We start from the raw sequence: 25,541 nt of genomic DNA on the forward strand, positions 1-25,541 counted from the left end.
ACGTCAAGCTTTGCCGGTCGCGCACACCCGCCAGGGCGGCCGGCAGAGGCGCTTGCGGCACCGGCCGCGCCGGCCAGCGGGTGCGTACGGTTGGTTTCCGCCACGCCGCGCTGTGCAAACACAACCACCGTGGGTAGGCTGGTCCTTCGACCGGCCGCATCTTGGCCTGCCCTGATCGTGCTGCCCTGGAGACCCGCATGACGCTGCGACTGCTCGCCCTGACGCTGTCCACCACCTTGCTGGCCGCCTGCGGTGGCAGCAATGCACCCGGCGGTGCCGAGGCGCGTGCCAAGGTGCTCAACGTCTACAACTACTCGGACTACATCGCCGAAGACACCATTCCCGCGTTCGAGAAGAGCACCGGCATCAAGGTCACCTACGACGTGTTCGACAGCGACGAGATGGTGGAAACCAAGCTGCTCGCCGGTGGCAGCGATTACGACGTGGTGGTGCCCACGCTGAACTTCTTCGGCCGGCAGATCCAGGCCGGCGTGTTCCTGCCGCTGGACAAGGCCAAGATCCCCAATCTGGCCAATCTGGACCCGGACATCATGCGGCGCATTGCCGCGCAGGACCCGGGCAACGCCTATGGCGTGCCGTACATGATCGGCACCACCGGCATCGGCTACAACGTGGACAAGCTCAAGGCGATCTTCGGCAACACCGAGGTCGCCAACAGCTGGGACCTGGTGTTCAAGCCGGAAAACCTGTCCAGGTTGAAGGACTGCGGCGTGACCCTGCTGGACACGCCCTCGGACCTGATTCCGATCGCGCTCAATTACCTGGGCCTGGATCCGCACAGCAGCGTGCCGGCCGAGATCGAGCAGGCTGCCGCGCTGATCAAGACGATCCGCCCGTACGTGCAGAACTTTCATTCCAGCCAGTACGTGAGCTCGCTGGCCAATGGCAACACCTGCCTGGCGGTGGGCTGGTCGGGCGACATCATCCAGGCGCGCGACCGCGCGGTGGAAGCCGGCAACGGCATCAAGGTGGCCTATGCGATCCCTAAGGAAGGCGCGCCGCAGTGGTTCGACATGCTGGCCATTCCCAAGGACGCCAAGCACCCCGACAATGCCTACGCCTTCATCAATTATCTGTTGAAACCGGATGTGGCCGCGGCCAACAGCAACTTCATCCACTACGCCAACCCGGTGCGCACCGCCACGCCGCTGGTGGACGCGGCGATCCGCAACGACCCCACCATCTACCCGCCGCCAGAGGTGACCGCCAAGATGTTCACCTATGCGATCAATCCGCCGGAGGTGGACCGGCTGTATACGCGGCTGTGGACCGAGATCAAGACCGGTCGCTGACCGCCGCAGTCGCTCCTCCAGTTTTGTAAGAGCGCTTGCCAGGCGTGCGCCTGCAAGTCCGAGCGCGCGCTGACTGCGGTCGTCACGCAATCTGTACCGGGCGGTTCAAATAATTGTATGGTTGCGCCGCCTTCGCCGGACCGCTGATGCGGTACGTCGTCGCGCGCGCCTCGCCCACGACACAGGACGCCTCACCTTGAGCAACCACGACCAGCAGTCCAACGACGGCCAGCCTTCGGGCACGGATGCGCAAGGCACCGGCGCGCACAACGAGCAGGAGCCGCCCAAGCCCTCGCCGTTGAAGAATCCTAAGGTCAAATGGACGCTGATCGTGGTCGGGGTGCTGGTGGTGGTGCTGCTGGTGATCTGGCTGGCCTATTACCTGATCAAGGGCCGCTACATGCAGGACACCAACAATGCCTACCTGCAGGCCGACTCGGTGGCCGTGGCGCCGCGGGTCAGCGGCTACGTGACCAAAGTGATGGTGGACGACAACCAGATCGTGGAAGCCGGCCAGCCGCTGCTGCAGATCGACGACCGCACCTACCAGGCGACCCTGCAGCAGGCCGAAGCCGCGATCGCCGCGCGCCAGGCCGATATCGCCGCAGCCACCGCCAATGTGTCCGGGCAGGAGTCGGCGCTGGTGCAGGCGCGTAGCCAGGTCACCTCGGCAGCGGCAAGCCTGAGCTTCGCCCAAGCCGAAGTGAAGCGCTTCGCCCCGTTGGCCGCCTCCGGCGCCGACACCCACGAGCACCAGGAAAGCCTGCAGCACGAGCTGCAACGTGCACGCGCCCAGTACCAGGCCGCGCAGGCGCAGGCCAAGGGCGCGCAGAGCCAGATCCTGGCCAGCAACGCGCAGCTGGAGCAGGCCCAGGCCGGTCTCAAGCAGGCCAGCGCCGATGCCGACCAGGCCCGCGTGGCGGTGGAAGACACCTTGCTGACCAGCCGCATCCACGGCCGCGTCGGCGACAAGACCGTGCAGGTCGGCCAGTTCCTCGGGGCCGGCACCCGCACCATGACCATCGTGCCGCAGGAATCGCTGTACCTGATCGCCAATTTCAAGGAAACCCAGGTCGGCCTGATGCGTCCCGGCCAGCCGGCCGAGATCGAGGTCGATGCCTTGTCGGGCGTCAAGCTGCACGGCAAGGTCGAGAGCCTGTCGCCGGGCACCGGCTCGCAGTTCGCGTTGCTGCCGCCGGAAAATGCCACCGGCAACTTCACCAAGGTGGTGCAGCGCGTGCCGGTGCGCATCCGCGTGCTGGCCGGCGACGAGGCGCGCAAGGTGCTGGTGCCGGGCATGTCGGTCGAGGTCACTGTGGACACGCGCTCGGCCAAGGACGCCAAGCAACGGGCCGAGGAGGAATCCGATCGCGTGCAGGCGCAGGAGCGCGCGCGATGAATGCAACGGCAGCCACCGGCCCGCGTGCCGGCGGCAGCGCGCAACGCGAGAAGGCCGAGCCGGGCGCCTGGCTGGCGGTGCTGGCCGGCACCATCGGCTCGTTCATGGCGACGCTGGACATCTCCATCGTCAACGCGGCGCTGCCCACCATCCAGGGCGAGGTCGGCGCCAGCGGCACCGAAGGCACCTGGATCTCCACCGCGTACCTGGTTGCCGAGATCATCATGATCCCGCTGACCGGCTGGTTCGTGCGCACGCTGGGCCTGCGCAACTTCCTGCTGATCTGCGCACTGATGTTCACCGCGTTTTCGGTGGTGTGCGGGTTGTCGACCTCGTTGACGATGATGATCATCGGCCGCGTGGGGCAGGGCCTGGCCGGCGGTGCGCTGATTCCGACCGCGCTGACCATCGTTGCGACCCGGCTGCCGCCGAGCCAACAAACGATGGGCACCGCGCTGTTCGGCATGACCGTGATCATGGGCCCGGTGATCGGCCCGCTGCTCGGCGGCTGGCTCACCGAGAACGTCAGCTGGCACTACGCCTTCTTCATCAACGTGCCGATCTGCGTCGGCCTGGTGGCCTTGCTGCTGCTTGGCCTCAAGCATGAAAAAGGCGACTGGGCCGGCCTGCTCAATGCCGACTGGCTGGGCATCTACGGCCTGACCGCCGGCCTGGGCGGGCTCACCGTGGTGCTGGAAGAGGGCCAGCGCGAGCGCTGGTTCGAATCCAGCGAGATCAACGCGCTGAGCGTGATCGCGCTCAGCGGATTCGCTGCACTGGTCGTGGGCCAGTTCCGCAAGCGGCCGCCGGTGATCCACCTGTCGCTGCTGCTGCACCGCAGTTTCGGCGCGGTGTTCGTCATGATCATGGCGGTGGGCATGATCCTGTTCGGCGTCATGTACATGATTCCGCAGTTCCTGGCGGTGATCTCCGGCTACAACACCGAGCAGGCCGGCTACGTGCTGCTGCTGTCGGGCCTGCCGACCGTGCTGTTGATGCCGATGATGCCCAAGCTGCTGGAGGTGGTGGACGTGCGCATCCTGGTGATCGCCGGGCTGATCTGCTTTGCCGCGGCCTGCTTCGCCAATCTGTCGCTGACCGCCGACACCGTGGGCATGCATTTTGTCGCTGGCCAGTTGTTGCAGGGCTGCGGCCTGGCGCTGGCGATGATGTCGTTGAACCAGGCGGCCATTTCGTCTGTGCCGCCCGAACTGGCCGGCGATGCGTCCGGCCTGTTCAACGCCGGCCGCAACCTGGGCGGCTCGGTGGGGCTTGCGCTGATCTCCACCTTCCAGGAGCGCCGCATGACCTTCCATACCGAAACCATCGGCAGCGCGATCACCGCCAATTCCTCGCGCGCGCAGGACTTTCTTTCCGGGCTGACTGCGCAGATGCAGGGCAGCGCCGGCGGCGAGGCGGCCATTCGCTCGGTCGCGCAGCTGGCGCGCCTGGTGCAGCAGCAGGCCCTGGTGATGACCTATAGCGATCTGTTCTGGATCTTCGGCGTGATCGTGGTCTGCACGATTCCGCTGGCCTTTTTGCTCAAGCCGTTACCCAAGGGGGCGCACCTTGCAATGCACTGATTCCATGCGCCTGATCCGCATGCCCCTGGCTGCGGCGTTGAGCGTGGTTTTGCTCGGCGGCTGCATGCTTGGCCCCAACTACACCAAGCCCCCGGCAGTGGCCGACACGGCGGTGCAGGCGCCGGCCCTGCATCGCGCCGCTGGCGCCGACGTGGTCGCTGCCGCGCCGTTGAATCATTGGTGGGAGCAGCTGCAGGACCCGACCCTCACCCAACTGGTCACCCAGGCCCTGGCCGACAGTCCCAACCTGCGTGCGGCGCAGGCGCGGCTGCGTGCCAACCGTGCACTGGCCAGCCAGCGCCGTGCCGAACGTCTGCCCAAGCTCAACGCCAGCGCGGTGTATGCGTATGCCGAGCCGCCGCAGACCATCGTCGATACGCTGGGCGGCTTGCAGAGCGGCCAGAACGGCCAGCCACCGGCACAGGGTAGCGAGGCGCTGGATCTGGAAAAGACCCAGATCTACAGCGCCGGTTTCGACGCCAGCTGGGAGCTGGATTTCTTCGGCCGCCGCCGTCGCGCCGCCGAAGGCGCGCTGGCGCAGGCGCAGGCCTCGGAAGCCGAGCTGGCCGATGCGCAGGTGCAGCTGGCAGCCGAAGTGGGGCAGGTGTACCTGAACTACCGCGGCTTGCAGGCGCGGCTGGCGATCGCCGATGCGAACCTGGACAAGATCGGGCAGACCCTGCGCTTGACCCAGCAGCGCCGCGAGCGCGGCGCGGCCTCGGACCTGCAGGTCGAACAGATCGCCACGCAAGTGCAGCAGCAACAGGCGCAGCGCCTGCCGTTGGAGATGCAATCGCAGGAAGCGCTGGACCAGCTGGCGCTGATGGTGGGGCGCGAGCCCGGCGCGCTGGACGCGCAGTTGAGCGCGCCGCAGCCATTGCCGATGCTGCCCACCCAGGTGCGCGTGGACGATGCCGGCGCCCTGATCCGTCGCCGCCCCGATGTGCGCAAGGCCGAGCGCGAACTGGCTGCCTCCAGCGCGCAGATCGGCGAGGCGTTGAACGGGTATTTTCCGCAGGTGAGCCTGCTGGGCGGCCTGAGCTGGGTCGCCGGCTCGCCCAGCGATTTCAATTCCGATGCCTTGACCACGCTGGCGGTGCCGATGCTGCGCTGGTCGATCTTCGACTTCGGCCGCACCAAGGCACAGGTGGAGCAGGCGCGTGCCGGCAACGCCGGGCGCGAGGCGGCGTACGAGGGCGCGGTGCTGGCTGCGTTGCAGGATGCCAATTCGGCATTGGCGCGCTTCGGCTCGGCGCGCAAGCAGCTGGTGGTGGCGCGGCAGGCCGAAGCCTCGGCCACGCGTTCGGCCGGCTTGATGCAGCAACGGCGCGATGCCGGTGCCACCTCGTCGATCGATCTGCTCGACGTGCAGCGCCAGCAGCTGTCCGCGCAGGACGCCGCCGCACAGGCACAGGTACAGTTGCTGGTGAACTACGTCGCGCTGCAGAAGAGCCTGGGTCTGGGCTGGAGCGCGCCGGTGCCGGAGCCACGCTGATCGATAGCCGTCGCGGCGGGCGTCGGCGCTCCGGTCGCGCCAGGGTGTCGCTCTGTCGTCGCAGACACTGTGCTGCTTCAGCGCCCGCGCCGGCAGGCGGTCACCCGATGTAGCAGGTCGTCGTCGGCTCGCTGCAGGCGAGACGCCTGGACGCAAATGGACGAGTGCTGATGTCGCACCAAGCACTGGCGGCGCCGGCGTCCTGAGGTGCACAGTCGGTGCCGGGCCACGCTTTGCAATCGAGAGGATCCATGGCAGTTACCGAGGCCGCAGTGGCGCCGCTTTCCCCTGGCGACAACGCCTATCTGAGCATCAGCGAGGTCCGCAAGGAATTCGATGGCGTCGTCGCGGTCGACGAGGTCAGCCTGCAGATCCGCAAGGGCGAGATCTTCGCGCTGCTGGGCGGCTCAGGCAGCGGCAAGTCCACCCTGCTACGCTGTCTGGCCGGCTTCGAGCGGCCGACCAAAGGCCGCATCGTGCTCGATGGCCAGCCGATCGACGGGTTGCCGCCGTACGAGCGCCCGATCAACATGATGTTCCAGTCGTATGCGCTGTTTCCGCACATGAGCGTGGAACAGAACATCGCCTTTGGGCTGAAGCAGGAGGCGCTTTCCAAGCCGGCGATCGCGGCGCGCGTGGGCGAAATGCTGGAGCTTGTGCAGCTTGGCAACCTGGCCAGGCGCAAGCCGCATCAATTGTCCGGCGGGCAGCAGCAACGCGTGGCGTTGGCGCGCTCGCTGGCCAAGCGGCCCAAGCTGCTGCTGCTGGACGAACCGATGGGCGCGCTGGACAAGAAGCTGCGCGCGCAGATGCAGCTGGAACTGGTCAACATCATCGAGACCTCCGGCGTCACCTGCGTCATGGTCACCCATGATCAGGAAGAAGCCATGAGCATGGCCACCCGCATCGCGTTGATGGACCAGGGCTGGATCCAGCAGGTCGGCACCCCGGACGAAATCTACGAACAACCGGCCAACCGGTTCGCTGCCGACTTCATCGGCTCGGTCAATCTGATCGACGCGGTGATCGTCGAGGACAAACCCGACTACGTCGGCCTGAAGGCGCCGGCCTTCGACGCCAATATCCGGATCGGCCACGGCATCACCGGTTTCGAAGGGCAGGCGGTGGCGTTCGCGCTGCGCCCGGAAAAACTCCTCATCGGCAAGGACGAACCGGCCCAGGCCTGCAACAAGGCGCAGGGCGTGATCGAGGACATCGCCTATTTCGGCAGCCATTCGGTCTATCACGTGCGCCTGCCTGGCGGTTTCAAGCTGATGGCCAACTTCGCCAACCGTCAGCGTTGGGCCAGCGAAGCGCTGACCTGGGGCGACACCGTCTGGCTGAACTGGGGCGAGGACGACGGCGTGGTACTCACCGCATGAGGCGCCTGATTCGCGCATTGCCGGGCGCGCGCTGGGGTGTGATCGCCGCACCGTATCTGTGGCTGCTGGTGTTCTTTGCGATCCCGTTCCTGATCGTGCTGAAGATCTCCTTCGCCGAGCGCGCCACCGCGATGCCGCCGTACACGCCGCTGTTCGCCGTTGCGGCCGATGGGGCGGTGAGCCTCAAGCTGCATCTGGGCAATTATCTGGTCATGCTGCGCGACAGCCAATACGTGGCGGCGTATGCGAGTTCGATCAGGATCGCCGCGCTGTCGACCGTGTTTGCGCTGTTGATCGGCTACCCGATGGCCTATGTCATTGCGCGTCTGCCGCTGGCCACGCGCAATGTGGCGATGATGCTGGTGGTGCTGCCGTCATGGACCTCGTTCCTGATCCGCGTCTACGCCTGGATCGGCATCCTCGACGGCAACGGCTTGCTCAATCAGGCGCTGCTGGCGCTTGGAGTGATCCGCCAGCCCCTGCAGTTGCTGTACACACCGCTGGCCGCCTACATCGGCATCGTGTACTGCTATCTGCCGTTCATGGTGCTGCCGTTGTACGCCAATCTGGTCAAGCACGACCAGCGATTGCTCGAAGCCGCCTACGACCTGGGCGCACGGCCGTGGCAGGCCTTCGTGCGCATCACCTTGCCGCTGTCGCGCAACGGGATCGTTGCCGGCTGCATGCTGGTGATGATCCCGGCGGTGGGCGAATTCGTGATTCCGGAAATGCTGGGCGGGCCGGACACCTTGATGATCGGCCGCGTGCTGTGGGGCGAGTTCTTCAATAATCGCGACTGGCCGGTGGCCGCGGCGGTGGCTACGGTGATGTTGCTGCTGTTGCTGGTGCCGATCGTGCTGTTCCACCGTTATCAGCAGCGCGAGCTGGAAGGGCGGCTGACATGATGCGCGCCTCTCCCGGCACGCGCCTGCTGGGCGCTGGCGTGCTCGCGCTGGGCTTCGGCTTTCTGTATCTGCCGATCCTGTTGCTGATGGTCTACTCGTTCAACGCCTCGCGTCTGGCGATGGTGTGGGGCGGCTTTTCCACACGTTGGTACGGCGAATTGCTGCGCGATCGCCAGTTGCTGGAGGCGGCCTGGGTCAGCCTGCAAGTCGCGTTCTGGACCGCCTGTGCATCGACGGTGCTGGGGACGATGGCGGCGCTGGCGATGGTGCGCATGCGGCGTTTTCCCGGCAAGACCCTGTTCGGTGCATTGATCACCGCACCGCTGGTGATGCCGGAAGTGATCATCGGCCTGTCGATCCTGTTGTTGCTGGTTTCGATGGGCGGTGTCCTCGGGATCGCACCGCGTGGCGCGGTGGCGATCTGGGCGGCGCATGTCACCTTCACCGTCTCGTTCGTCACGGTGGTGATTTCCTCGCGCCTGCAGGAACTGGATCGCTCGCTGGAAGAGGCGGCGATGGATCTGGGCGCGACACCGCTGAAGGTGTTCTTCCTGATCACCTTGCCGATCATCGCTCCGGCATTGGTATCGGGCTGGCTGCTCGCGTTCACGCTGTCGCTGGACGACGTGGTGATCGCCAGCTTTCTGGCCGGGCCCAGTTCGACCACCTTGCCGATCAAGGTGTTTGCGTCGGTGCGGCTGGGCATCAGCCCCAAGATCAACGCGTTGGCCACGCTGATGGTGCTGGCGGTGTCGATCGCCGCAGTGATCGGCTGGTGGCTGCTGGCACGCGGCGAAAAACGGCGTCAGCGCGATGCGCAACTGGCGCTGCAAGCTGCTTCCTGAGCAGGCACCAACATGGGGGTGGCGAATGCATCGCCACCAGCGGCGGCCAGACGGCTGCGAACCCCGACGCCACCGACATCCACGATGGTTGCACGCCGATTGCGGACGCCTGATGCGGCCACCGGACGCCGGGCACGGCAGTTGGTTGGGCCGCTGTTACCTGGCCGGAGGCGTGTACCCGCTGTCCCAGGGCTGCGGCTTGGTTAGGTAGCACTGATACTCGGCGCTGATGTCGTAGCCCTGTTGCTCGACCTTGGGTTGTTCGTCGGCGCGATCCTTGTCCTTGTTCTTTCCGTCGTCCTTGGATTTCTGCTTGCTCGGATAGATCGTGACCATGTTCGGCGACGAGTGCGCGGTGACGAATTGGCGGATGGCAGTCGCCGAGCAGGCCCGCAGTGCCTGTTCCTCGCAGGGTTGGCTGGGATTGGGCAGCGTGTTGGTGCAGCTCACGGTGACAAATCCGTTCGGACCCGGACGCGGCCCGTGCAGCATGTCCTGCAGGACGGCGCATCCCGGCAGGCAGGCGCCGATGCCAAGTACAACTAGAACAATCAGATCCCGGCGCATCGTGGTGGTCTTCCGTGAATGGATGAAGCTGCCAAGTGCCGAATGCTAGAGCATTTTTGTGCGGTGGGACGGTCGGGACAGGGCAGGGACGCTTTCGTTAGCCTGGCTGGGTGCGTTGTTCCGGTTGCCAGTGATCCGCGAGCGGTGCGATCGAGGTGCGGCATTGCGTCGCGGCGTGGGTAAACACAGCGTTACAGCGATTTGCCGCGGTTGTGACGCGGCTGCAACTTGCCGGCGACTAGCATGGCGGGCCTGTAACAGGAGACCGTCATGTCCTACGACACCGTCAACCCGGCCAATGGCCAGGTCGAACATACCCAGCACACCCTGGACGCCGCCGCCATCGAGGCGCGTCTGGCTGCTTCCGCCAAGGCATTTCCGCAGTGGGCGGCGCTGCCGCTGGCCGAGCGCGGCGCGCTGCTGCGCCGGGTCGGCGAAGAGCTGACCCGGCGGCGCGACGACCTGCAGTGCATCATGACCGCCGAGATGGGCAAGCTGCGCCACGAGGCGCTGGCCGAGGTGGACAAGTGCGCGCAGGGCTGCGCCTATTACGCCGAACATGCAGCCGACTACCTGGCACCGCGCGATATCCCGACCGAGGCGCAGTCCAGCTATGTGCGCTACGAGCCACTGGGCTGCGTGTTTGCGGTGATGCCATGGAATTTTCCGTTGTGGCAGGCGTTCCGTTTCCTCGCCCCGGGTCTGATGGCCGGCAATGTGGCGCTGCTCAAGCACGCCAGCAATGTGCCGCGCTGCGCCGATGCGATGAAGGAGGTGCTGGATGCCGCCGGTATTCCGCCCGGCGTGTTCGATGTGCTGCATATCGACAATGACCAGGCTGCAGACGTGTTGCGTGACGATCGCATTGCCGCAGTGACGCTGACCGGCAGCGAGCGCGCCGGACGTTCGCTGGCTGCAAATGCGGGCGATCAGTTGAAGAAGTGCGTGATGGAACTCGGCGGCAGCGATGCGTTCGTGGTGCTGGAAGACGCCGACCTGGAGCACACCGTCGCCTCCGCCGTGCAGTCGCGGTTCGACAACAGCGGGCAGACCTGCATCGCCGCCAAGCGCTTCATCGTGGTGGACGCCATCGCCGATCGCTTCATCGAACGCTTCGTTGCCGCTGCCTCCCAGCGCGTGCTCGGCGACCCGCAACAGGAGGACACCACGCTGGCGCCCATGGCCCGCGCGGATCTGCGCGACGAGCTGCACAAGCAGGTGCAACACAGCGTGGAAAAGGGTGCCAAGGTGCTGCTGGGCGGCGAACCGGTACCCGGTTCGCATGCAGGCTATCCGGCCACCATCCTCGATCATGTCGCCCCGGGCATGCCGGCCTACGAGGAGGAGTTTTTCGGCCCGGTTGCATCGGTCATTCGCGTGCGGGATGAAGCAGAAGCAGTACGCGTGGCCAACGACACCAGCTTTGGCCTGGGCGGCAGCGTGTGGACCTCCGATGCCAAGCGCGGCGAGCGCGTTGCGCAGCAATTGCAGTGCGGCGCGGCGTTCGTCAATTCGGTGGTCAAGAGCGACGTGCGGCTACCGTTCGGCGGCATCAAGCGCTCGGGCTTCGGCCGCGAGCTGGCCGAGCACGGCATCCACGAGTTCATGAACATCAAGACGATCTATGTGGCTTGAGTGCGGGGATTGGGGATTCGGGATTGGGGATTCGTAAAAGCAGGCAGCCTTCCTTCTCCCTCTGGGTGAAGGTGCCCGAAGGGCGGATGAGGGTAAGTGCAGCAAGCGAGCAGAAGTCAGTCGTCCTGCTCCAACCAATCCCCAATCCCCACTCCCAAATCCCAGCCGCAAAGCGGCCTAAAGCCACCGCGCTCGCTTGAACAGGCGATACAGCACCAGGCACGAGGCGACCACGCCGGCTACCAGCAGCGGGTAGGCATAAGGTTTGTCGAGTTCTGGCATGTGGGTGAAATTCATGCCGTACCAGCTGGTGATCAGGGTGGGCGCGGCCAGCAGCGCGGCCCAGGCGCCCAGGCGTTTGACGGTTTCGCCCTGGGCCAGGGTCACCATCGACAAGTTGACGCTCAGCGCGGTGCCCAGCATTTCGCGCAAGGTGTCGATGGCGTCGTTGATGCGCACGGCATGGTCGAGCACGTCGCGCAGGTAGATGCCGACCTCGTCGTGGATCAGCGAGCCGGGGTTGCGCTTGAGGTGCGAGAGCACGTCCTGCAATGGCGCCACCACCAACCGCATCTTGTTGAGTTCGCGCTTGAGCTCGTACAGGCGCACCACGGTTTCGCGCTTGTAGTTGTCGGCGAAGATGTCCTTTTCCAGGCCTTCCAGCGTGTCGCGGAACTCGTCCATGATCGGAAGGTAGTTGTCGACCACGAAGTCGAGCACGCCATACAGGCAGAACGAGGCGCCCATGCGCAGCATCGCCGGTTCGCGTTCGACCCGGTGCCGCACCGGCGTGTACGACAGCGATGCGCCATGGCGCACCGTCAACAGAAAGCGCGCGCCCAGAAACGCGTGCGTCTCGCCGTAGCGGATGCGCTCGTTGACCAGTTGTGCGGTGTTGACCACCACGAACAAGGAATTGCCGTAGCTCTCGGCCTTAGGACGTTGGTGCGCCTTGAGCGCATCCTCGATGGCCAAATCGTGCAGGCCGAACTCATCCTGCAGCTTGTGCAGCACCGACTCCTGCGGCTCGTACAGGCCGACCCAGACAAAGCCATCCGGGCGCTGCAGCACGTCGCTGATCTGCTCCAGGCTGATGTCGTGACGCTCGCCCTGGCCGTCGTAATAGGCGCAGGTGATAACGCAGGAGGGGTTGTCCGGATGGCGGCCGTGGTGGTTCATGGGCGCATCCTGGATCAGCGCGTGCGGACGGACAAGTCACGCCGCCGCAACGCGATGGCGAGCGCGGCATGGATCGGCAACAGCAGCAGCACCCACTGCAGGTTGTCCTGCGCCTGGAACGACAGCCAGTGGATCAGCAGCGCCAGCAGTGCCGCGGCGGCCACCACCCAGCGCAGCACATCGAACCAGCGCCCGGGCCGGCGCCCGCGCAGCACGGCGATGCCGCCGATCAACAGCAGCACGCACAGCGGGTTGACCAGCAACAGGTTGCGATTGGCCCAGGCCGACTGATGCGCGGTGAAGCCCCACAGATACACCAGCAAGCCGCCGCCGATCGCGCACAGCAGCCAGTACGGCATGGCCAGGGCGGCCAGCACGCGTTGCCGGCGACCGAGTGCCAGCACGCCGGCAGCGACGATCAGCCCGGTCAGCAGCCATGGCCACCAGTGGCGCTGCTGTTCCGCCGGCTCCGGTGCGATGCGATGCGGCAGCAGGACCTGGGTGGACTGCACCAACGGGCGGCCGGCGCCGTTGTGCACCTGGGTCAGGCTGTCGGCCAGGCGCATCGGCACGAAGGCTTCTTCCCAGCGCGACAGCGGGCGGTCCGCATACGGCCCCAGGCCCAGGTCGAAGCCCAGCCACATCCACGGGGCAGGGGAGGCCAGGCGCACCGCTTCGCTGCGGAAGGTGTTGCCGCGCGAGCGCCCGGCCAGTTGCGATTTCAACGCGCCACCCATGGCGCGGTCCAGCGTGTCGCGGACCATGGTGGCGCAGTTGGCCACGAAGTAATCGTAGTGGTAGCGCGCGTTCTCGGGCTGGCTGCGGATCGCCAGCCCGTCAGCCAGCGCGCGCGCCTGGTCCGGTGGCAGGTCCAGCCACTGGATGCTGACGCCGCGGCCGACCGCACGGTACTGCTGCAGGTCTTCTTCCAGCGGCAACGCGACCAGGTAATACATCATCTCGCCGCGCGCAAAGCGGGGGACGAAATCCGGCTCGCCGGGGTCGAAGAAGCCAAAGTTGTACGAGGTGGCCTGCCCGGTGACGGGATCGACCACCACGATGGCATCGTGGCCGAAGCGCTCGAAGAACACCTCGCCCGGCTGCATGGTGACCACGCCAACCCGCGGTGCCGGCACATTGGGCTGGGCAGGCGCCTGCCCGGTGGCCTGGGCCATGGCGGCAGGTGCCACCAACCACGCCAGCAACAGCAGCAGACACGCTGCCGCCCAGCGCCGGATGCTGCCGCGGGCTGGCGCTGCAGCAGTGACGCGGTACCAACGGTTCAAGCGTCGTCCTGCGGGTCTGGCGGCAGAATGGTCACGTGGAAGGCATGCACGCGCCGCGCATCGGCCTTGGCCACACGGAAGGCAAAGCGCCCCAGCGTCAGCTCTTCGCCGGTTTCCGGCAGGTGGCCGATCGCGTCGGTGACCAGGCCGCCGACGGTGTCGTACTCGTCGTCGGGGAAGTCGGCACCAAAGCGCTCGTTGAAATCTTCGATCGGCGTCAGCGCATCGACCACATAACGGCCGTCGGCCTGGATGGCGATCAGCGAATTCTCGTCTTCGGCATCGTCGTGCTCGTCGTCGATCTGGCCGACGATCTGCTCCAGCACGTCTTCGATGGTGACCAGCCCGGCGACGCCGCCGTACTCGTCCACCACGATCGCCATGTGGTTGCGCGACAGCCGGAATTCCTTCAGCAGCACGTTGAGCTTCTTGGACTCGGGGATCAGCACCGCCGGGCGCAGCAGTTCGCGCACGTTGCCGGGGCCGTTGTCGGCAACCACGCCGCGCAACAAGTCCTTGGCCAGCAGGATGCCGAGCACTTCGTCCTTGTTCTCGCCGTGCACCGGGAAGCGCGAATGGCCGGATTCCACCACCTGCTTCATCAGGTCGATAAAGCGCGCCTCTACCGGCAGCGAGACCATCTGCGAGCGCGAGATCATCACATCGCCCACGGTGAGCTCGGACACGGAGATTGCGCCTTCCATCATGCGCAAGGTGTCTGCAGCGATGAGACCGTCCTGTTCGGCGGTCCGCAGCAGCGCGACCAGTTCGTCGCGGGTATGGGGTTCGCCAGAGAAGGCAGCGCTCAGGCGCTCGAGCCAGCTACGGCGTTTTTCGGGTGTTTCTTGGGATTGGCTACTGTCGTCTTCGGACATCGTGACGTGGGACGGCACCCGGCAAACCAGGCGATAGCCGTCAGTCTAACAGGAAGCCGCTAAGGCGCTGTGGACGGGGCCGGGGTGGGCGCTGCGCTTCAGGGCAGGTCCAGGCTGTAGCCGCAGCCGACCACGGTCTTGCCCGGATGCGACTTCACGTTGGAGACGCTGAGCACGATCGATTCGATCATCGCCTCGCCGGTCTTGGGGTTGGTGGTGTCTTCGCTGACCAGCTCGCGGCCATACATGACCTTGTCGGCGTTATCCACGCCCAGTTCCAGGTTCAGCTGTTTGGCCAGCGGGCGCGGGTCGGGCAGGTCCAGCAGCGCCATGACGCTGGCGCCGGAGAACGCGATGTGGGTGGTGCTGTGGCCGAACACGCTGATCGGCGTGTTGAGCGTGTACTCGGTCATGAACAGGTTGGCCTGGTCCAGCGGCGTCCAGCCCAGCGCCACCGCCTTGAGCGGGTCGGCCAGCACCGGTGCCAGCGCGTTGAAGTCGCCAATGCGCTGGCGGCATTCGATCAGGGCCGGCAGATCGGGGCGTGCCGGCGCGGCCTGCGCCCAGGCGCTGGAGCAGGCCAGCAACAGCAACGCGGTGGCGAGGCAGGCCCGCATCAGCGCTCTCCCGCGTACGGGTCGTCGATGCCGAGATCGGCCAGGATCTCGCGTTCGAGTTGCTCCATCGCATCGGCTTCCTTGTCGTCTTCGTGGTCCCAGCCGAGCAGATGCAGCGTGCCGTGCACGGTCAGATGGGCGTAATGCGCGGCCAGCGACTTGCCTTGTTCGGCCGCCTCGCGCGCCACCACCGGCGCGCAGATCACCAGATCGCCGAGCAGCGGCATCTTGACGCCCTTGGGCAGGCCTTCGGGTAAATCGGCCGGGAAGCTCAGGACATTGGTGGCGTAATCCTTGCCCCGGTAATGATGGTTGAGCGAGCAGCCTTCCTTCTCGTCGACAATCCGCACCGCCAGGTCGGCCTCGCGGATGCGTCCCTTCAGCGCAGCGGCCACCCACTTGCGAAAACTCACCGCCGACGGCAGACCGGCGCGCGGCAGCGCATAACTGACAGCGACGTCGAGGCGGACAGGTCCACGGGTCATGGCGAGAGTTTCCTGGGCAGAGGGTCAGCGCGTGCAGGTGATCAGCAGTAGCAACGCAGGCCCGTTGGCCACGCGGTAGCTCGAACTGCCGATCGGGCCCCGCCCGCAGCCGCGATTGTAATCCCGCACCCGCAAGCTTGAAACGAATCCTGGCTGGTCATGCAGCCAGACCGCAGCGATACCGCTTTCCATGAGTCCGCCGACCAGCGACTGGCTTGAGCGATGCGCGTGCTGGATCGGTGAGCTTTCGCAGCCGCGTGCATCCGTGACCGTTCCCGGTAAATCGAGCAGCCAGCGCGCGCTGCGACCTTGCTGCCAAGCACTAAGTCGTACGCGATCGTTCCCTGCCGGCATATCGCCGCGCCCCTGTTCCGCCAGCCTCTGCAAGTGCGCGGTTGGGATGCTGATGCTGGTTTGTTCGGCGGCCAGCGACACACAGGGGGGCGCCACCTGTGTCGCCGGGATCACATCGCGATCTGCGATCGGGATTCCCGGAAGCAGCGGCGCTTCGGTAGCCCCGAGCGATGCCGCCGCGACCAATCCGCTTGCCAACGTCAGGCTGGCAAGGAATAGCCTCATTCAGCGTTGTTCTTGATCGCAGCGTCCTGCTGATCGCGCTTTTCATAGGCCGTGACGATGCGCTGCACCAGCGGGTGGCGCACCACGTCGCGTGCTTCGAAGAAGGTGAAGCTGGCGCCGTCCACATCGCGCAGCACCTCGATCGCGTCGCGCAGGCCGGACTTGACGTGCTTGGGCAGGTCGATCTGGGTCAGGTCGCCGGTGACCACCGCGGTGGAGCCAAAGCCCAGCCGGGTCAGGAACATCTTCATCTGCTCGATGGTGGTGTTCTGCGCCTCGTCCAGGATCACGTAGGCATCGTTGAGCGTGCGGCCGCGCATATAGGCCAGCGGCGCGATCTCGATGACGTTCTTTTCCAGCAGCTTGACCACTTTTTCCACGCCCAGCATTTCGTAGAGCGCGTCGTAGAGCGGGCGCAGGTACGGGTCCACCTTCTGGCTGAGATCGCCGGGCAGGAAGCCCAGCTTCTCGCCGGCTTCCACCGCCGGGCGCACCAGGATCAGGCGCTGTACGCGTGACTCGTTCAGCGCCTCGACCGCGCTGGCCACCGCCAGGAAGGTCTTGCCGGTGCCGGCCGGGCCAATGCCGAAATTGATATCGTGCGTGGCGATCGCATGCAGGTACTTGGCCTGGTTGGCGCCACGGCCACGCACGGTGCCGCGTTTGACCTTGATCGCCACGTCCTGGGCCACGTAGGAACGATCGACCACCTGCTCGACGTTGGCATCGTTCAGGCGCAGGTGGATGGCGTGGTTGTCGAAGGTGGTGGAGGCGGCTTCATCGTACAGGGCGGTCAGCAGCGTCTGCGCGGCGGTGATCGCCGGCTCCGGGCCGGTGACGCGGAAGACGTTGCCGCGGTTGGCGATCTCCACGCCGAGCTTGAGTTCGATCTGGCGCAGGTGCGCGTCGAACGGGCCGGCCAGGTTGGCCAGGCGCTCGGTGTCGTCGGGGTCCAGGGTGAAGTCGCGATGTGCAGGTGAGTTCATGGTCGGATCGGACCGCGCACGCATGCGCTGGTCGGTTGGGCGGCAGACGAGGGTAGCGCGCAGCGTGTGATCCCACCAACACGCCCGGCTGCCGCAAGCGCGTGGTCATGGCCGGTCCCCGGTGGTGAGCGCGGGTTTTCCACAATCGCTGTGGAGTCACGCATCACCAACCTGTGGATAAAAATCGTGGCGCCTACTCGCACAAGGTCCGGCAGGGACATGGTGAAAAAATCACCACTGCGGTGGCGGTTGTCCACAAGCGGTGTGGATCGAATCCGGCAAAGCCTGTGGGTAAGTACTCGCACGCCTTATGCCGCAAGGTGTTGCAGACAAGTGGTGAAATTTTGATCACTTGCCTTGCGTGCCGTGTGACCAGGGACGTCGGTGTCGTTGCTGTGCGCGATCACGACCATGCCTGGCGTATGCGAGCAATGCGCGCCGTTGTTGACCTAGACCGACCACGGCTTAGTAGCGCGCAGATGCTGGAGCGCCGATCGGCGAATGCAGTGCGGCAAGCAACCAGCTGCGTGCTTGCCGACGATCGAGGTGCGAGGCACGACGCGCGTGACCTCAACGCAATTGCCAGCGTGTTGCACGCATGTACGCAGGCAGCTACGCAAAGCAACGCAACAACGATCGCAGGCAGCCCAGCGTCGCATGCACGGCCGCAGCACTACGGAAGTAGTGACCAACCAACGTGCACCTTCCAGTCAGCACGACGCGATGCATGCCGTGGCGCCACGCGCCCCGGCACCTATGCGGCATCAGCTTTCGCTGTCGTCCACCTGGATAAGACCACGCAGCGAATTGCTCATCGCCTCGGTGATCAGGACATCGACGAACTGCCCGATCAGGCGCGGGTTACCGGGGAAATTCACCGGGCGCATGTTCTCGCTCTTGCCGGTCAATTCGTTCGGATCGCGCCGCGACGGGCCTTCCACCAGCACCCGTTGCACGCTGCCGACCATGGACTGCGAAATGCGTGTGGCGTGCGCGTTGATCTGCGCCTGCAAACGCGCAAGCCGCGCCTGTTTGACGGCTTCCGGGGTGTCGTCCTGCAGGTCCGAGGCCGGCGTGCCGGGACGCCGCGAATACACGAACGAGAAACTCTGGTCGAAGCCCACGTCCTCGATCAGCTTCATGGTCTTTTCGAAATCCGCTTCGGTCTCGCCGGGGAAACCGACGATGAAGTCCGAGCTGATCGAGATATCCGGACGCACCGCGCGCAGCTTGCGGATCTTGGACTTGAATTCCAGCGCGGTGTAGCCACGCTTCATCGCCGACAGGATGCGGTCGCTGCCGGCCTGCACCGGCAGATGCAGATAATTGGCCAGCTGCGGCACATCGCGGTACGCATCCACCAGCGAGTCGGAAAATTCCAGCGGGTGCGAAGTGGTGAAACGGATGCGGCCGATGCCCTCGATCTGCGCGATGGTGCGGATCAACAGGCCCAGATCGGCGTATTGCGCCGCGTCGCCGGCATCGGCGCCGTACGCACCGCGATACGCGTTGACGTTCTGGCCGAGCAGGTTGATCTCACGCACGCCTTGCGCCGCCAGCTGCGCCACCTCCACCAGCACGTCCTCGAACGGCCGGCTGACTTCTTCGCCACGGGTGTAGGGCACCACGCAGAACGAGCAGTACTTGGAGCAGCCTTCCATGATCGACACGAACGCCGACGGACCCTCGGCGCGCGGCTCGGGCAGGCGATCGAACTTCTCGATTTCCGGAAAGCTGATGTCCACCTGCGACTTGCCCGACTCGCGCCGCGCGCGGATCAGCTCCGGCAGGCGATGCAGGGTCTGCGGGCCGAACACCAGATCCACATAGGGCGCGCGCTTGACGATGGCCTCGCCTTCCTGCGAGGCCACGCAGCCGCCCACGCCGATGATCACCGGCTTGCCGCCGGCCTTCAGCGCCTTCCAGCGGCCCAGCTGGCTGAACACCTTTTCCTGCGCCTTCTCGCGGATGGAGCAGGTGTTGACCAGCACCACGTCGGCGTCTTCGGGGTTGTCGGTCAGTTCCAGGCCTTCGGAGGCGGCGAGCACGTCGGCCATCTTGGCCGAGTCGTACTCGTTCATCTGGCACCCGTGGGTCTTGATGTAGAGCTTGCCGCGCACCACGGCAGGCGCCGACGGGCGGGCCACCGGCAGCGGCAACAGGGCGGGTGCGTCCACGGCGGTGGCCGCGGACAGGTCGGAAACGGATGTCCCGGGCATGGCGCTTATTCCAGGCGGGTAGAAGATAGCCGCACAGTTTACCCGCTTGCGCCGGGCCCGTCCGCTTGGTCAGGCCTTGGCGTTGGTGGCCTCGGCGCGTGCGAACGCCGGCCTGTCGGCCATGCGGGCGATGTAGGCGCGGGTGCTGGCAGGTGGGTCGATCAGGCCGAAATCGACCATCCAGCCCAGCGCGCCGCCCCACAGCACATCGGCCGCGCTGCAGCGCTGGCCCAGGAGATAGTCGCCCTTGGCCAGCTGCGTATCGATCACCTGCAGCACCGTGGCGCAGTCGGCGTAGGGCGAGATCGAGCGCGGCGGCGCATCGCGCTTCATCGCGCGGTCGATGATCGCCGGCTCGAACGCCGAGCCGTAGAAGGCCAGCCAGCGCAGGTAGGCGCCGCGGTCGGCATCGCCCGGCGCCGGCGACAGCCCGGCTTCCGGATACAGCTCGGCCAGATACTGGTAGATCGCGCCCTGTTCGGTGACCACGCTGTCGCCATGCCGGATCGCCGGAATCTTGCCCATGGGGTTGATCGCCAGGTACGCGGGCGCGAGTTGCTCGCCTTTTTCCAGGTTGACGATCTGCAGGTCGTAGCTGGCGCCGAGCTCTTCCAGCAGCACCAGCACGCCGCGCGAACGCGAACGGGGATTGTGGAACAGGGTGATGTGGCGCTGGTCGGACATTGCGGTTTCCTTGGTGGATGCGGAAGGCATAAAGAACGAGGTGCCAGGCAATCCTACGCAGCTATTGCGGACAGTTTCCGTCCGCAATACGGTAATGCGATGGCCTCGACCGCTGCCCGCTTGTTGCGTCTGCTTGCGCTGCTGCAGGGCGGCCGCAGCTGGTCCGGCGTGGCGCTGGCCGAGCGGCTGGAACTGCATCCGCGCAGCGTGCGGCGCGCGATCGAGCGCCTGCGCGAGTTGGGTTACCCGGTGCATGCCGTACCCGGCGCCGGTGGCGGCTACCGGCTGGGGCAGGGTGCGGCCGCCCTGCCGCTGTTGTTCGAAGAAGACGAGGCGTTGACGGTGGCGATCGCGCTGCGCGCAGCGGCCCCGGCGATACGCGGCATGGATGCCGCAGCGGCGCGGGTGCTGCGCAAGCTCGATCCGCTGTTGCCGCGGCGCAGCGGCCAGCGTGCCAGTGCCGCGCACGCGGCCACCGCCAGTTTGCCGGTCACCGGGGAGACGGGTGCCCTGGTGGATGCGGCGCTGCTGGCGCAACTGGCCAGCGCCTGCCGCGACCGGGTCACGCTGCGGCTGGACTATCGCCGCCACTCCGGTGCCCCGATTACGCGTTGCGTTGAGCCGGCCCTGCTGGTGAATTACGGGCGGCGCTGGTATCTGCTGGCCTGGGATTGCGAGCGCCAGGACTGGCGCACCTTGCGCGCCGACCGTATCGACCGGGTCGAGACGACTGGCGCGCAATTCGCCGCTCGCGCACTGCCGGAGGAGCCACTGCAACTCCTGCGCAAGGCGATCGGCGAGTCGCCGTTCCCGTGCCGGGCCCGGGTACGCCTGCACGGCGCGCTGGAGGCACTCGCCGCGCGCATCCCGCCCTGGCTGGGCGCGCTGGAAGCCGACGGGCCGGCGCATTGCTGGCTGGGCCTGGGCGCGCCGAGCATGTCGGCGCTGGCGGCCAATCTGCTGCTGCTCGATCTGCCGTTCGATGCGATCTGCCCGGATGCCGTGCGCGTGCCGCTGGCCGAGGCGCTGAACGCGTTGCGGGCGCGGCTGGAGCCGCTGCCCGGATAACCGCAGCGGCCACTTGGCAAGCCCGGGCCAAGCTGGGACACTCCGCCGCATGAAGGGGATGTCAAGATTGCTGGGGCTGTTACTCGTCACGTTGCCGGCAGCGCCGGTCTGCGCGGGCACCTTGTACAAGTGTGTCAGCGGCGACGGAATCACCAGCTACCTGAGCAAGCGCCAGAGCGGGGCGACCTGCAGCGTCATCAGCAGCTACACCCCGGAGCGATCCGCGCGCCGCGCGCCGCCGTCCATGGCTCGCCCGGCGCAGGGTTTGGTCGCTGGCCCTGCGCGCGCCAGTACCTCGATCGACAGCGGCGCGCCGGCCACCATCATCAGCCAGCCGGTTGGCCAGGCGCCACGCCGCGCTGCCGAGGTCGCCTCGGCGGTGATGCCGCGCGCGCTGCCGGTGGCGGAGACCTCGGTCGTGCAGGCACCCGCCGCCGCGGTCAATCCGCGCCGGGTGGTCAGCGGGCAGGTCTATTCGTATATGAAGGACGGCGTGCGTCACTACACCAGTGCGCGCCCGCGTCAGGTCGCCAGCATCGAAGGTCTGCGCACCATCCATTACAGCTTCATCGAAACCTGTTACGCCTGCGCGGCCAAGCCCGGCGTCAATTTCGGTGCGATCCGGCTCAACACCAATGCCTATCAGCAGGAAATCACCGCAGCCGCGCGCGAGTTCGGGGTCGAGGAAGCGATCGTGCGCGCGATCATCCATGCAGAGTCGGCCTACAACCCGCTGGCACTGAGCCGGGCCGGCGCGCAGGGGCTGATGCAGTTGATGCCCGGCACCGCGCGCCGCTTCGGCGTCAGCGATGCCTATGATGCAACGCAAAATATTCGCGGTGGCGTGCAATATCTTTCGTGGTTGCTGAAGCGCTTCAATGGCGATCTCACGCTCGCCGCTGCCGGCTACAACGCCGGCGAGGGCGCGGTGGATCGCTATGGCGGCGTGCCGCCTTACAGCGAGACCCAGCGCTACGTCCAACGCGTCGGCGTGCTGGCCGGACGCTATCGTGGGCAGACCACGGCGGCCAACTGAGCCGTGTGCTTTGCACGCAGCGCCCGCTGCGGCCTGCTTTGACAGTCGCGCGCCGAAACGGACGTCATGCGGCCACCAGGCCGCGCAGGCCGCCGTTGCACCGGCGCGATAGTGCAGCCAACGCGCAGCATGTCTGCAACTGGCGCGGTCTTTTTTGTCAGCACTGGGTCACAGCTGTACTCCTTGTGCAGGCCTGGCGCGTGACGTGATCGAAGCGTGCCTGCATCCAGTGTTTGCACTGCGCCGGTTCGACTGCGTACATTGCGTTGTCTGTGCATTAAGCGTTCCGCTACACTGCGGTCGATTCATCGCGGCTGGACCCCCCGCCAGCCGTTGGCAGCCTCACGCTACCTAATCAAGATCGGAGAGCCGGATGGCCAACGATGGGGTTAACGCACCTGCTGATATCGGGCGTCGTCGGTTCTTGACCGCGACAACGGCCGTGGTCGGTGCGGTCGGAGCAGGATTTGTCGCAGTTCCGTTCGTGAAGTCGTGGAATCCCAGCGCACGCGCCAAGTTGGCCGGTGCCCCGGTGACCGCCGACATCAGCGCCTTGCAGGAAGGGCAACGGCTGGTTCTGGAATGGCGCGGTCAGCCCATCTGGATCGTCAAGCGCTCCAAGGCGATGCTCGACGCACTGCCATCGCTGGATGACCGGCTCAAGGATCCCAAGTCGGAGAACAAGGACCAGCAGCCGGACTATGTGCTGAAGAACCCCGAGTACCGCTCGATCAAGTCCGACATCTCGGTGCTGGTCGGGCTGTGCACGCATCTGGGCTGCTCGCCGGAAATGGTCGCCGAGATCCGCCCCGAGCCCTACGACCCGCAGTGGAAGGGCGGCTACTTCTGCCCCTGCCACAAGTCGCGCTTCGACATGTCCGGCCGCGTCTTCGACGGCGTGCCGGCACCGATCAATCTGCTGGTGCCCCCACACCACTATGTGGACGACAACACCCTGGTGATCGGCGTCGATCCCGACGGTGCCGGTACGTCGGCCAACAGCACGGGGGCTGCCTGATGAGCAATATCCTGGTCCGTACCGCCAACGGTGTGTTCGATTGGGTCAACGAACGCGCGCCCGGGCTGATGCCCATGTACCGCAAGCACGTCAGCGAGTACTACGCGCCGAAGAACTTCAACCTCTGGTACTACTTCGGCTCGCTGGCCATCGTGGTACTGGTCAACCAGATCGTCACCGGCATCTTCCTGACGATGCACTACAAGACCAGCGCGGCCGATGCGTTCGCCTCGATCGAATACATCATGCGCGACGTGGAGTGGGGCTGGCTGATCCGCTACATGCACAGCACCGGCGCCTCGCTGTTCTTCATCGTGGTGTATCTGCACATGTTCCGCGGGCTGATGTACGGCAGCTACCAGAAGCCGCGCGAGCTGGTGTGGATTCTCGGCATGCTGATCTACCTGGTGCTGATGGCCGAAGCCTTTATGGGCTACGTGCTGCCGTGGGGGCAGATGTCGTTCTGGGGCGCGAAGGTGATCATCTCGCTGTTCGGCGCCATCCCGGTAATCGGCAACGGGCTGACCGAATGGATCATGGGCGATTATCTGCCTGGCGATGCCACGCTCAACCGCTTCTTCGCGCTGCACGTGATCGCACTGCCACTGGTGCTGTTGCTGCTGATCGTGCTGCACATCGGCGCGCTGCACGAGGTGGGCTCCAACAATCCCGATGGCGTGGAGATCAAGAAGGGGCCCAAGGGCAACCGCTGGGACGCGCACAAGCCGGCCGACGGCATCCCGTTCCATCCGTACTACACGGTCAAGGATCTGGTCGGGGTCGGCTTCTTGCTGCTGATTGCGGCCTTCATCATCTTCTTCGCGCCGGCGTTCGGCGGTTTGTTCCTGGAGCACGACAACTTCACCGAGGCCAATCGCCTGGTGACCCCGGAGCACATCAAGCCGGTCTGGTACTACACGCCGTACTACGCGATGTTGCGCGTGGTCCCCAACAAGCTCGGCGGCGTGCTGGTGATGTTCTCGGCGATCGCGATCCTGTTCCTGGTGCCATGGCTGGATCGGGCCAAGGTGCGCTCGATCCGCTACCGCGGCTGGATCTCCAAGGTCGCGCTCGGCGTGCTGGTGGTGTGCTTCGTGTGGCTGGGCGTGATCGGGTCCGGTCCTGGCACCGACGCACACGAAACCTATGTCGGGCGCGTGCTGACCTTCCTGTACTTCGCCTTCTTCATCACCATGCCGGTGTGGACGCGGCTGGACAAGACCAAGCCGGTGCCGGAGCGGGTGACCACCCATGACTAATTCCAACATGAGGTCATGGACGTCGCGCGTGGTCGCCCTGCTGTGCGGGCTGACCCTGGCCGCAGGGGCGCTGGCAGCCGAAGGCGGAAAGGTGCAGCAGGCTGGCAACGACCTGAGCGACCGTGCCTCGCTGCAGCGTGGCGCGCAGTTGTTCATGAACTACTGCTCCGGCTGCCACTCGCTGAAGTACCTGCGCTATTCGCGCATGGCCAGCGATCTGGGACTGAGCGAAGAAGAGGTCATGACCAACCTCAACTTCACCGGCGCCAAGATCGGCGAACACATCGAAGGCACCATGCCGCACGATGCGGCCACCAAGTGGTTCGGCAAGGCGCCGCCGGATCTGACCTTGATCGCCCGCGTGCGTGGCACCGACTGGGTCTATACCTATCTCAAGTCGTTCTACCTGGATCAGACCCGCCCCCTGGGCTGGAACAATCAGCTGTTTCCGAATGCCTCCATGCCCAACCCGCTGTGGGAGCTGCAGGGCCTGCAGCAGGCGCAGTTCGGCCCGCCCGACAAGGCGACCGGCGACAAGCCGGTGCAGGCGCTCAAACTCGGTCAGCCAGGGCGACAAACGCCGGTCGAGTTTGATCAGACCGTGCGCGATATCGCCAACTTCCTCGAATACGCCGGCGAACCGGCGGCCTTGAAGCGGCAGAGCATGGGCGTGTGGGTGATCCTGTTCCTGGCCTTGCTCACCTTCATGGCCTACCTGCTGAAGAAGGAATACTGGAAGGACGTGCACTGACCGGTCTGCAGGCCGGTCATCGGCTACAGAGCGCATCGGCCATGCATGCGCAAGTCATGCAACGGCTGCAGCAAACCGACCGCTGAGCCCCTCTCCCCGCGGGAGAGGGGGGCGGTGAGGGTCGGCAAGCAATCACTGCTTCGGTTGACGACAAATCGCCTCTGCCGCTTCCGATGTCGTGCACTAGCTGCCGCGCCGTCACCGCACGCGCACGTGACCGGAAGCTGCATCTCGGCGCAACAAGCGGCCTGTCCGGGCATTAATCGGCCCTATCACTCTTGGCTTTTGCGTGACGTGATTGCACACTCGAAGGACCGTGGTGACGGTCGGCGTTGGGCCGGCCGCGCCGATGCGGCCGGCGGATTCCGGTCGTCG

22 protein-coding genes and 1 pseudogene are annotated in these 25,541 nt (G+C 65.9%); 13 read left to right on the top strand and 10 right to left on the bottom strand.

The genetic code is table 11. The features are described 5' to 3' along the window. Window positions 1-197 precede the first annotated feature (197 nt). The 7 genes from AC1KVE_RS03765 (at window position 198) to AC1KVE_RS03795 (ending at window position 8,922) form a co-directional block, all read left to right on the top strand. Window positions 198-1,313: a polyamine ABC transporter substrate-binding protein gene (locus AC1KVE_RS03765; RefSeq protein ID WP_024940509.1), complete on the top strand. Its 1,116-nt coding sequence runs from the start codon at window positions 198-200 to the stop codon at window positions 1,311-1,313. Window positions 1,314-1,509: 196 nt separating this feature from the next. Then, entirely contained in the window at window positions 1,510-2,712 is a 1,203-nt protein-coding gene (locus AC1KVE_RS03770) for an HlyD family secretion protein (RefSeq protein ID WP_434982343.1), read from the top strand. After that, complete coding sequence (locus AC1KVE_RS03775) at window positions 2,709-4,295, top strand: MDR family MFS transporter (protein ID WP_024940507.1); 1,587 nt, start codon at window positions 2,709-2,711, stop codon at window positions 4,293-4,295. The genes AC1KVE_RS03770 and AC1KVE_RS03775 overlap by 4 nt, the downstream gene beginning before the upstream one ends. A 4-nt stretch (window positions 4,296-4,299) precedes the next feature. Further along, on the top strand, window positions 4,300-5,790 hold the full coding sequence (locus AC1KVE_RS03780; RefSeq protein ID WP_481091890.1) for an efflux transporter outer membrane subunit: 1,491 nt from the start codon (window positions 4,300-4,302) through the stop codon (window positions 5,788-5,790). A gap of 251 nt (window positions 5,791-6,041) precedes the next feature. Further along, window positions 6,042-7,172, top strand: coding sequence for an ABC transporter ATP-binding protein (locus AC1KVE_RS03785; RefSeq protein WP_481091889.1), 1,131 nt, complete (start codon window positions 6,042-6,044; stop codon window positions 7,170-7,172). After that, on the top strand, window positions 7,169-8,077 hold the full coding sequence (locus tag AC1KVE_RS03790; protein ID WP_024940504.1) for an ABC transporter permease subunit: 909 nt from the start codon (window positions 7,169-7,171) through the stop codon (window positions 8,075-8,077). The genes AC1KVE_RS03785 and AC1KVE_RS03790 overlap by 4 nt, the downstream gene beginning before the upstream one ends. Further along, window positions 8,074-8,922 (top strand): ABC transporter permease subunit, encoded by an 849-nt coding sequence (locus AC1KVE_RS03795; RefSeq protein WP_102251861.1) that lies wholly within the window; start codon window positions 8,074-8,076, stop codon window positions 8,920-8,922. The genes AC1KVE_RS03790 and AC1KVE_RS03795 overlap by 4 nt, the downstream gene beginning before the upstream one ends. A gap of 156 nt (window positions 8,923-9,078) precedes the next feature. Here AC1KVE_RS03795 and AC1KVE_RS03800 read toward each other — a convergent pair whose 3' ends face one another. Next, window positions 9,079-9,489, bottom strand: coding sequence for a hypothetical protein (locus tag AC1KVE_RS03800; RefSeq protein ID WP_481091888.1), 411 nt, complete (start codon window positions 9,487-9,489; stop codon window positions 9,079-9,081). A 270-nt stretch (window positions 9,490-9,759) separates the two neighbouring features. Here AC1KVE_RS03800 and AC1KVE_RS03805 point away from each other — a divergent pair, with 270 nt between their 5' ends. Beyond that, window positions 9,760-11,124: an NAD-dependent succinate-semialdehyde dehydrogenase gene (locus tag AC1KVE_RS03805; protein ID WP_481091887.1), complete on the top strand. Its 1,365-nt coding sequence runs from the start codon at window positions 9,760-9,762 to the stop codon at window positions 11,122-11,124. 177 nt (window positions 11,125-11,301) lie between these two features. Here the strand turns inward: AC1KVE_RS03805 and AC1KVE_RS03810 are convergent, their stop codons facing one another. The 9 genes and pseudogenes from AC1KVE_RS03810 to AC1KVE_RS03850 form a co-directional block, all read right to left on the bottom strand. Then, the gene (locus tag AC1KVE_RS03810; protein WP_016901627.1) at window positions 11,302-12,303 is read right to left on the bottom strand and encodes a magnesium and cobalt transport protein CorA; all 1,002 of its coding nucleotides are present in this window, start codon (window positions 12,301-12,303) and stop codon (window positions 11,302-11,304) included. Between the two features lie 14 nt (window positions 12,304-12,317). Then, complete coding sequence (locus AC1KVE_RS03815; RefSeq protein WP_481091886.1) at window positions 12,318-13,589, bottom strand: lipoprotein N-acyltransferase Lnb domain-containing protein; 1,272 nt, start codon at window positions 13,587-13,589, stop codon at window positions 12,318-12,320. Next, entirely contained in the window at window positions 13,586-14,464 is an 879-nt protein-coding gene (locus AC1KVE_RS03820; protein ID WP_024939270.1) for an HlyC/CorC family transporter, read from the bottom strand. Before AC1KVE_RS03820 ends, AC1KVE_RS03815 begins: the two co-directional genes overlap by 4 nt. A 98-nt stretch (window positions 14,465-14,562) precedes the next feature. Further along, window positions 14,563-15,081, bottom strand: coding sequence for a hypothetical protein (locus AC1KVE_RS03825; RefSeq protein ID WP_039521973.1), 519 nt, complete (start codon window positions 15,079-15,081; stop codon window positions 14,563-14,565). Continuing rightward, window positions 15,081-15,566 carry an rRNA maturation RNase YbeY gene (gene ybeY, locus AC1KVE_RS03830; RefSeq protein ID WP_016901623.1) on the bottom strand — a complete coding sequence of 162 codons (486 nt, stop codon included), beginning with the start codon at window positions 15,564-15,566 and terminating at the stop codon, window positions 15,081-15,083. Before ybeY ends, AC1KVE_RS03825 begins: the two co-directional genes overlap by 1 nt. Window positions 15,567-15,590: 24 nt before the next feature. Continuing rightward, window positions 15,591-16,145 (bottom strand): hypothetical protein, encoded by a 555-nt coding sequence (locus AC1KVE_RS03835; protein WP_184518812.1) that lies wholly within the window; start codon window positions 16,143-16,145, stop codon window positions 15,591-15,593. Next, on the bottom strand, window positions 16,142-17,131 hold the full coding sequence (locus AC1KVE_RS03840; protein ID WP_481091885.1) for a PhoH family protein: 990 nt from the start codon (window positions 17,129-17,131) through the stop codon (window positions 16,142-16,144). The genes AC1KVE_RS03835 and AC1KVE_RS03840 overlap by 4 nt, the downstream gene beginning before the upstream one ends. 764 nt (window positions 17,132-17,895) lie before the next feature. After that, window positions 17,896-19,350: a tRNA (N6-isopentenyl adenosine(37)-C2)-methylthiotransferase MiaB gene (gene miaB, locus AC1KVE_RS03845; protein WP_026064129.1), complete on the bottom strand. Its 1,455-nt coding sequence runs from the start codon at window positions 19,348-19,350 to the stop codon at window positions 17,896-17,898. 38 nt (window positions 19,351-19,388) lie between these two features. Beyond that, window positions 19,389-19,977 (bottom strand): annotated as a pseudogene (locus AC1KVE_RS03850) (glutathione S-transferase family protein). Window positions 19,978-20,133: 156 nt separating this feature from the next. Here AC1KVE_RS03850 and AC1KVE_RS03855 point away from each other — a divergent pair. From AC1KVE_RS03855 to AC1KVE_RS03875, 5 genes are all read left to right on the top strand, one after another. Beyond that, window positions 20,134-21,102, top strand: a complete 969-nt coding sequence (locus tag AC1KVE_RS03855; RefSeq protein ID WP_184456128.1) for a helix-turn-helix transcriptional regulator — start codon at window positions 20,134-20,136, stop codon at window positions 21,100-21,102. A gap of 49 nt (window positions 21,103-21,151) precedes the next feature. Next, window positions 21,152-22,138, top strand: coding sequence for a lytic transglycosylase domain-containing protein (locus AC1KVE_RS03860; RefSeq protein ID WP_184431326.1), 987 nt, complete (start codon window positions 21,152-21,154; stop codon window positions 22,136-22,138). 373 nt (window positions 22,139-22,511) lie between these two features. Continuing rightward, window positions 22,512-23,156 (top strand): ubiquinol-cytochrome c reductase iron-sulfur subunit, encoded by a 645-nt coding sequence (gene petA, locus AC1KVE_RS03865; protein ID WP_026064126.1) that lies wholly within the window; start codon window positions 22,512-22,514, stop codon window positions 23,154-23,156. Then, on the top strand, window positions 23,156-24,415 hold the full coding sequence (locus tag AC1KVE_RS03870; protein WP_024939276.1) for a cytochrome b: 1,260 nt from the start codon (window positions 23,156-23,158) through the stop codon (window positions 24,413-24,415). Before petA ends, AC1KVE_RS03870 begins: the two co-directional genes overlap by 1 nt. Then, complete coding sequence (locus tag AC1KVE_RS03875; protein ID WP_172454219.1) at window positions 24,408-25,166, top strand: cytochrome c1; 759 nt, start codon at window positions 24,408-24,410, stop codon at window positions 25,164-25,166. Before AC1KVE_RS03870 ends, AC1KVE_RS03875 begins: the two co-directional genes overlap by 8 nt. The last annotated feature ends 375 nt before the right edge of the window (window positions 25,167-25,541 follow it).

The sequence above is a fragment of the Xanthomonas sp. NCPPB 2864 genome, from assembly GCF_056675615.1.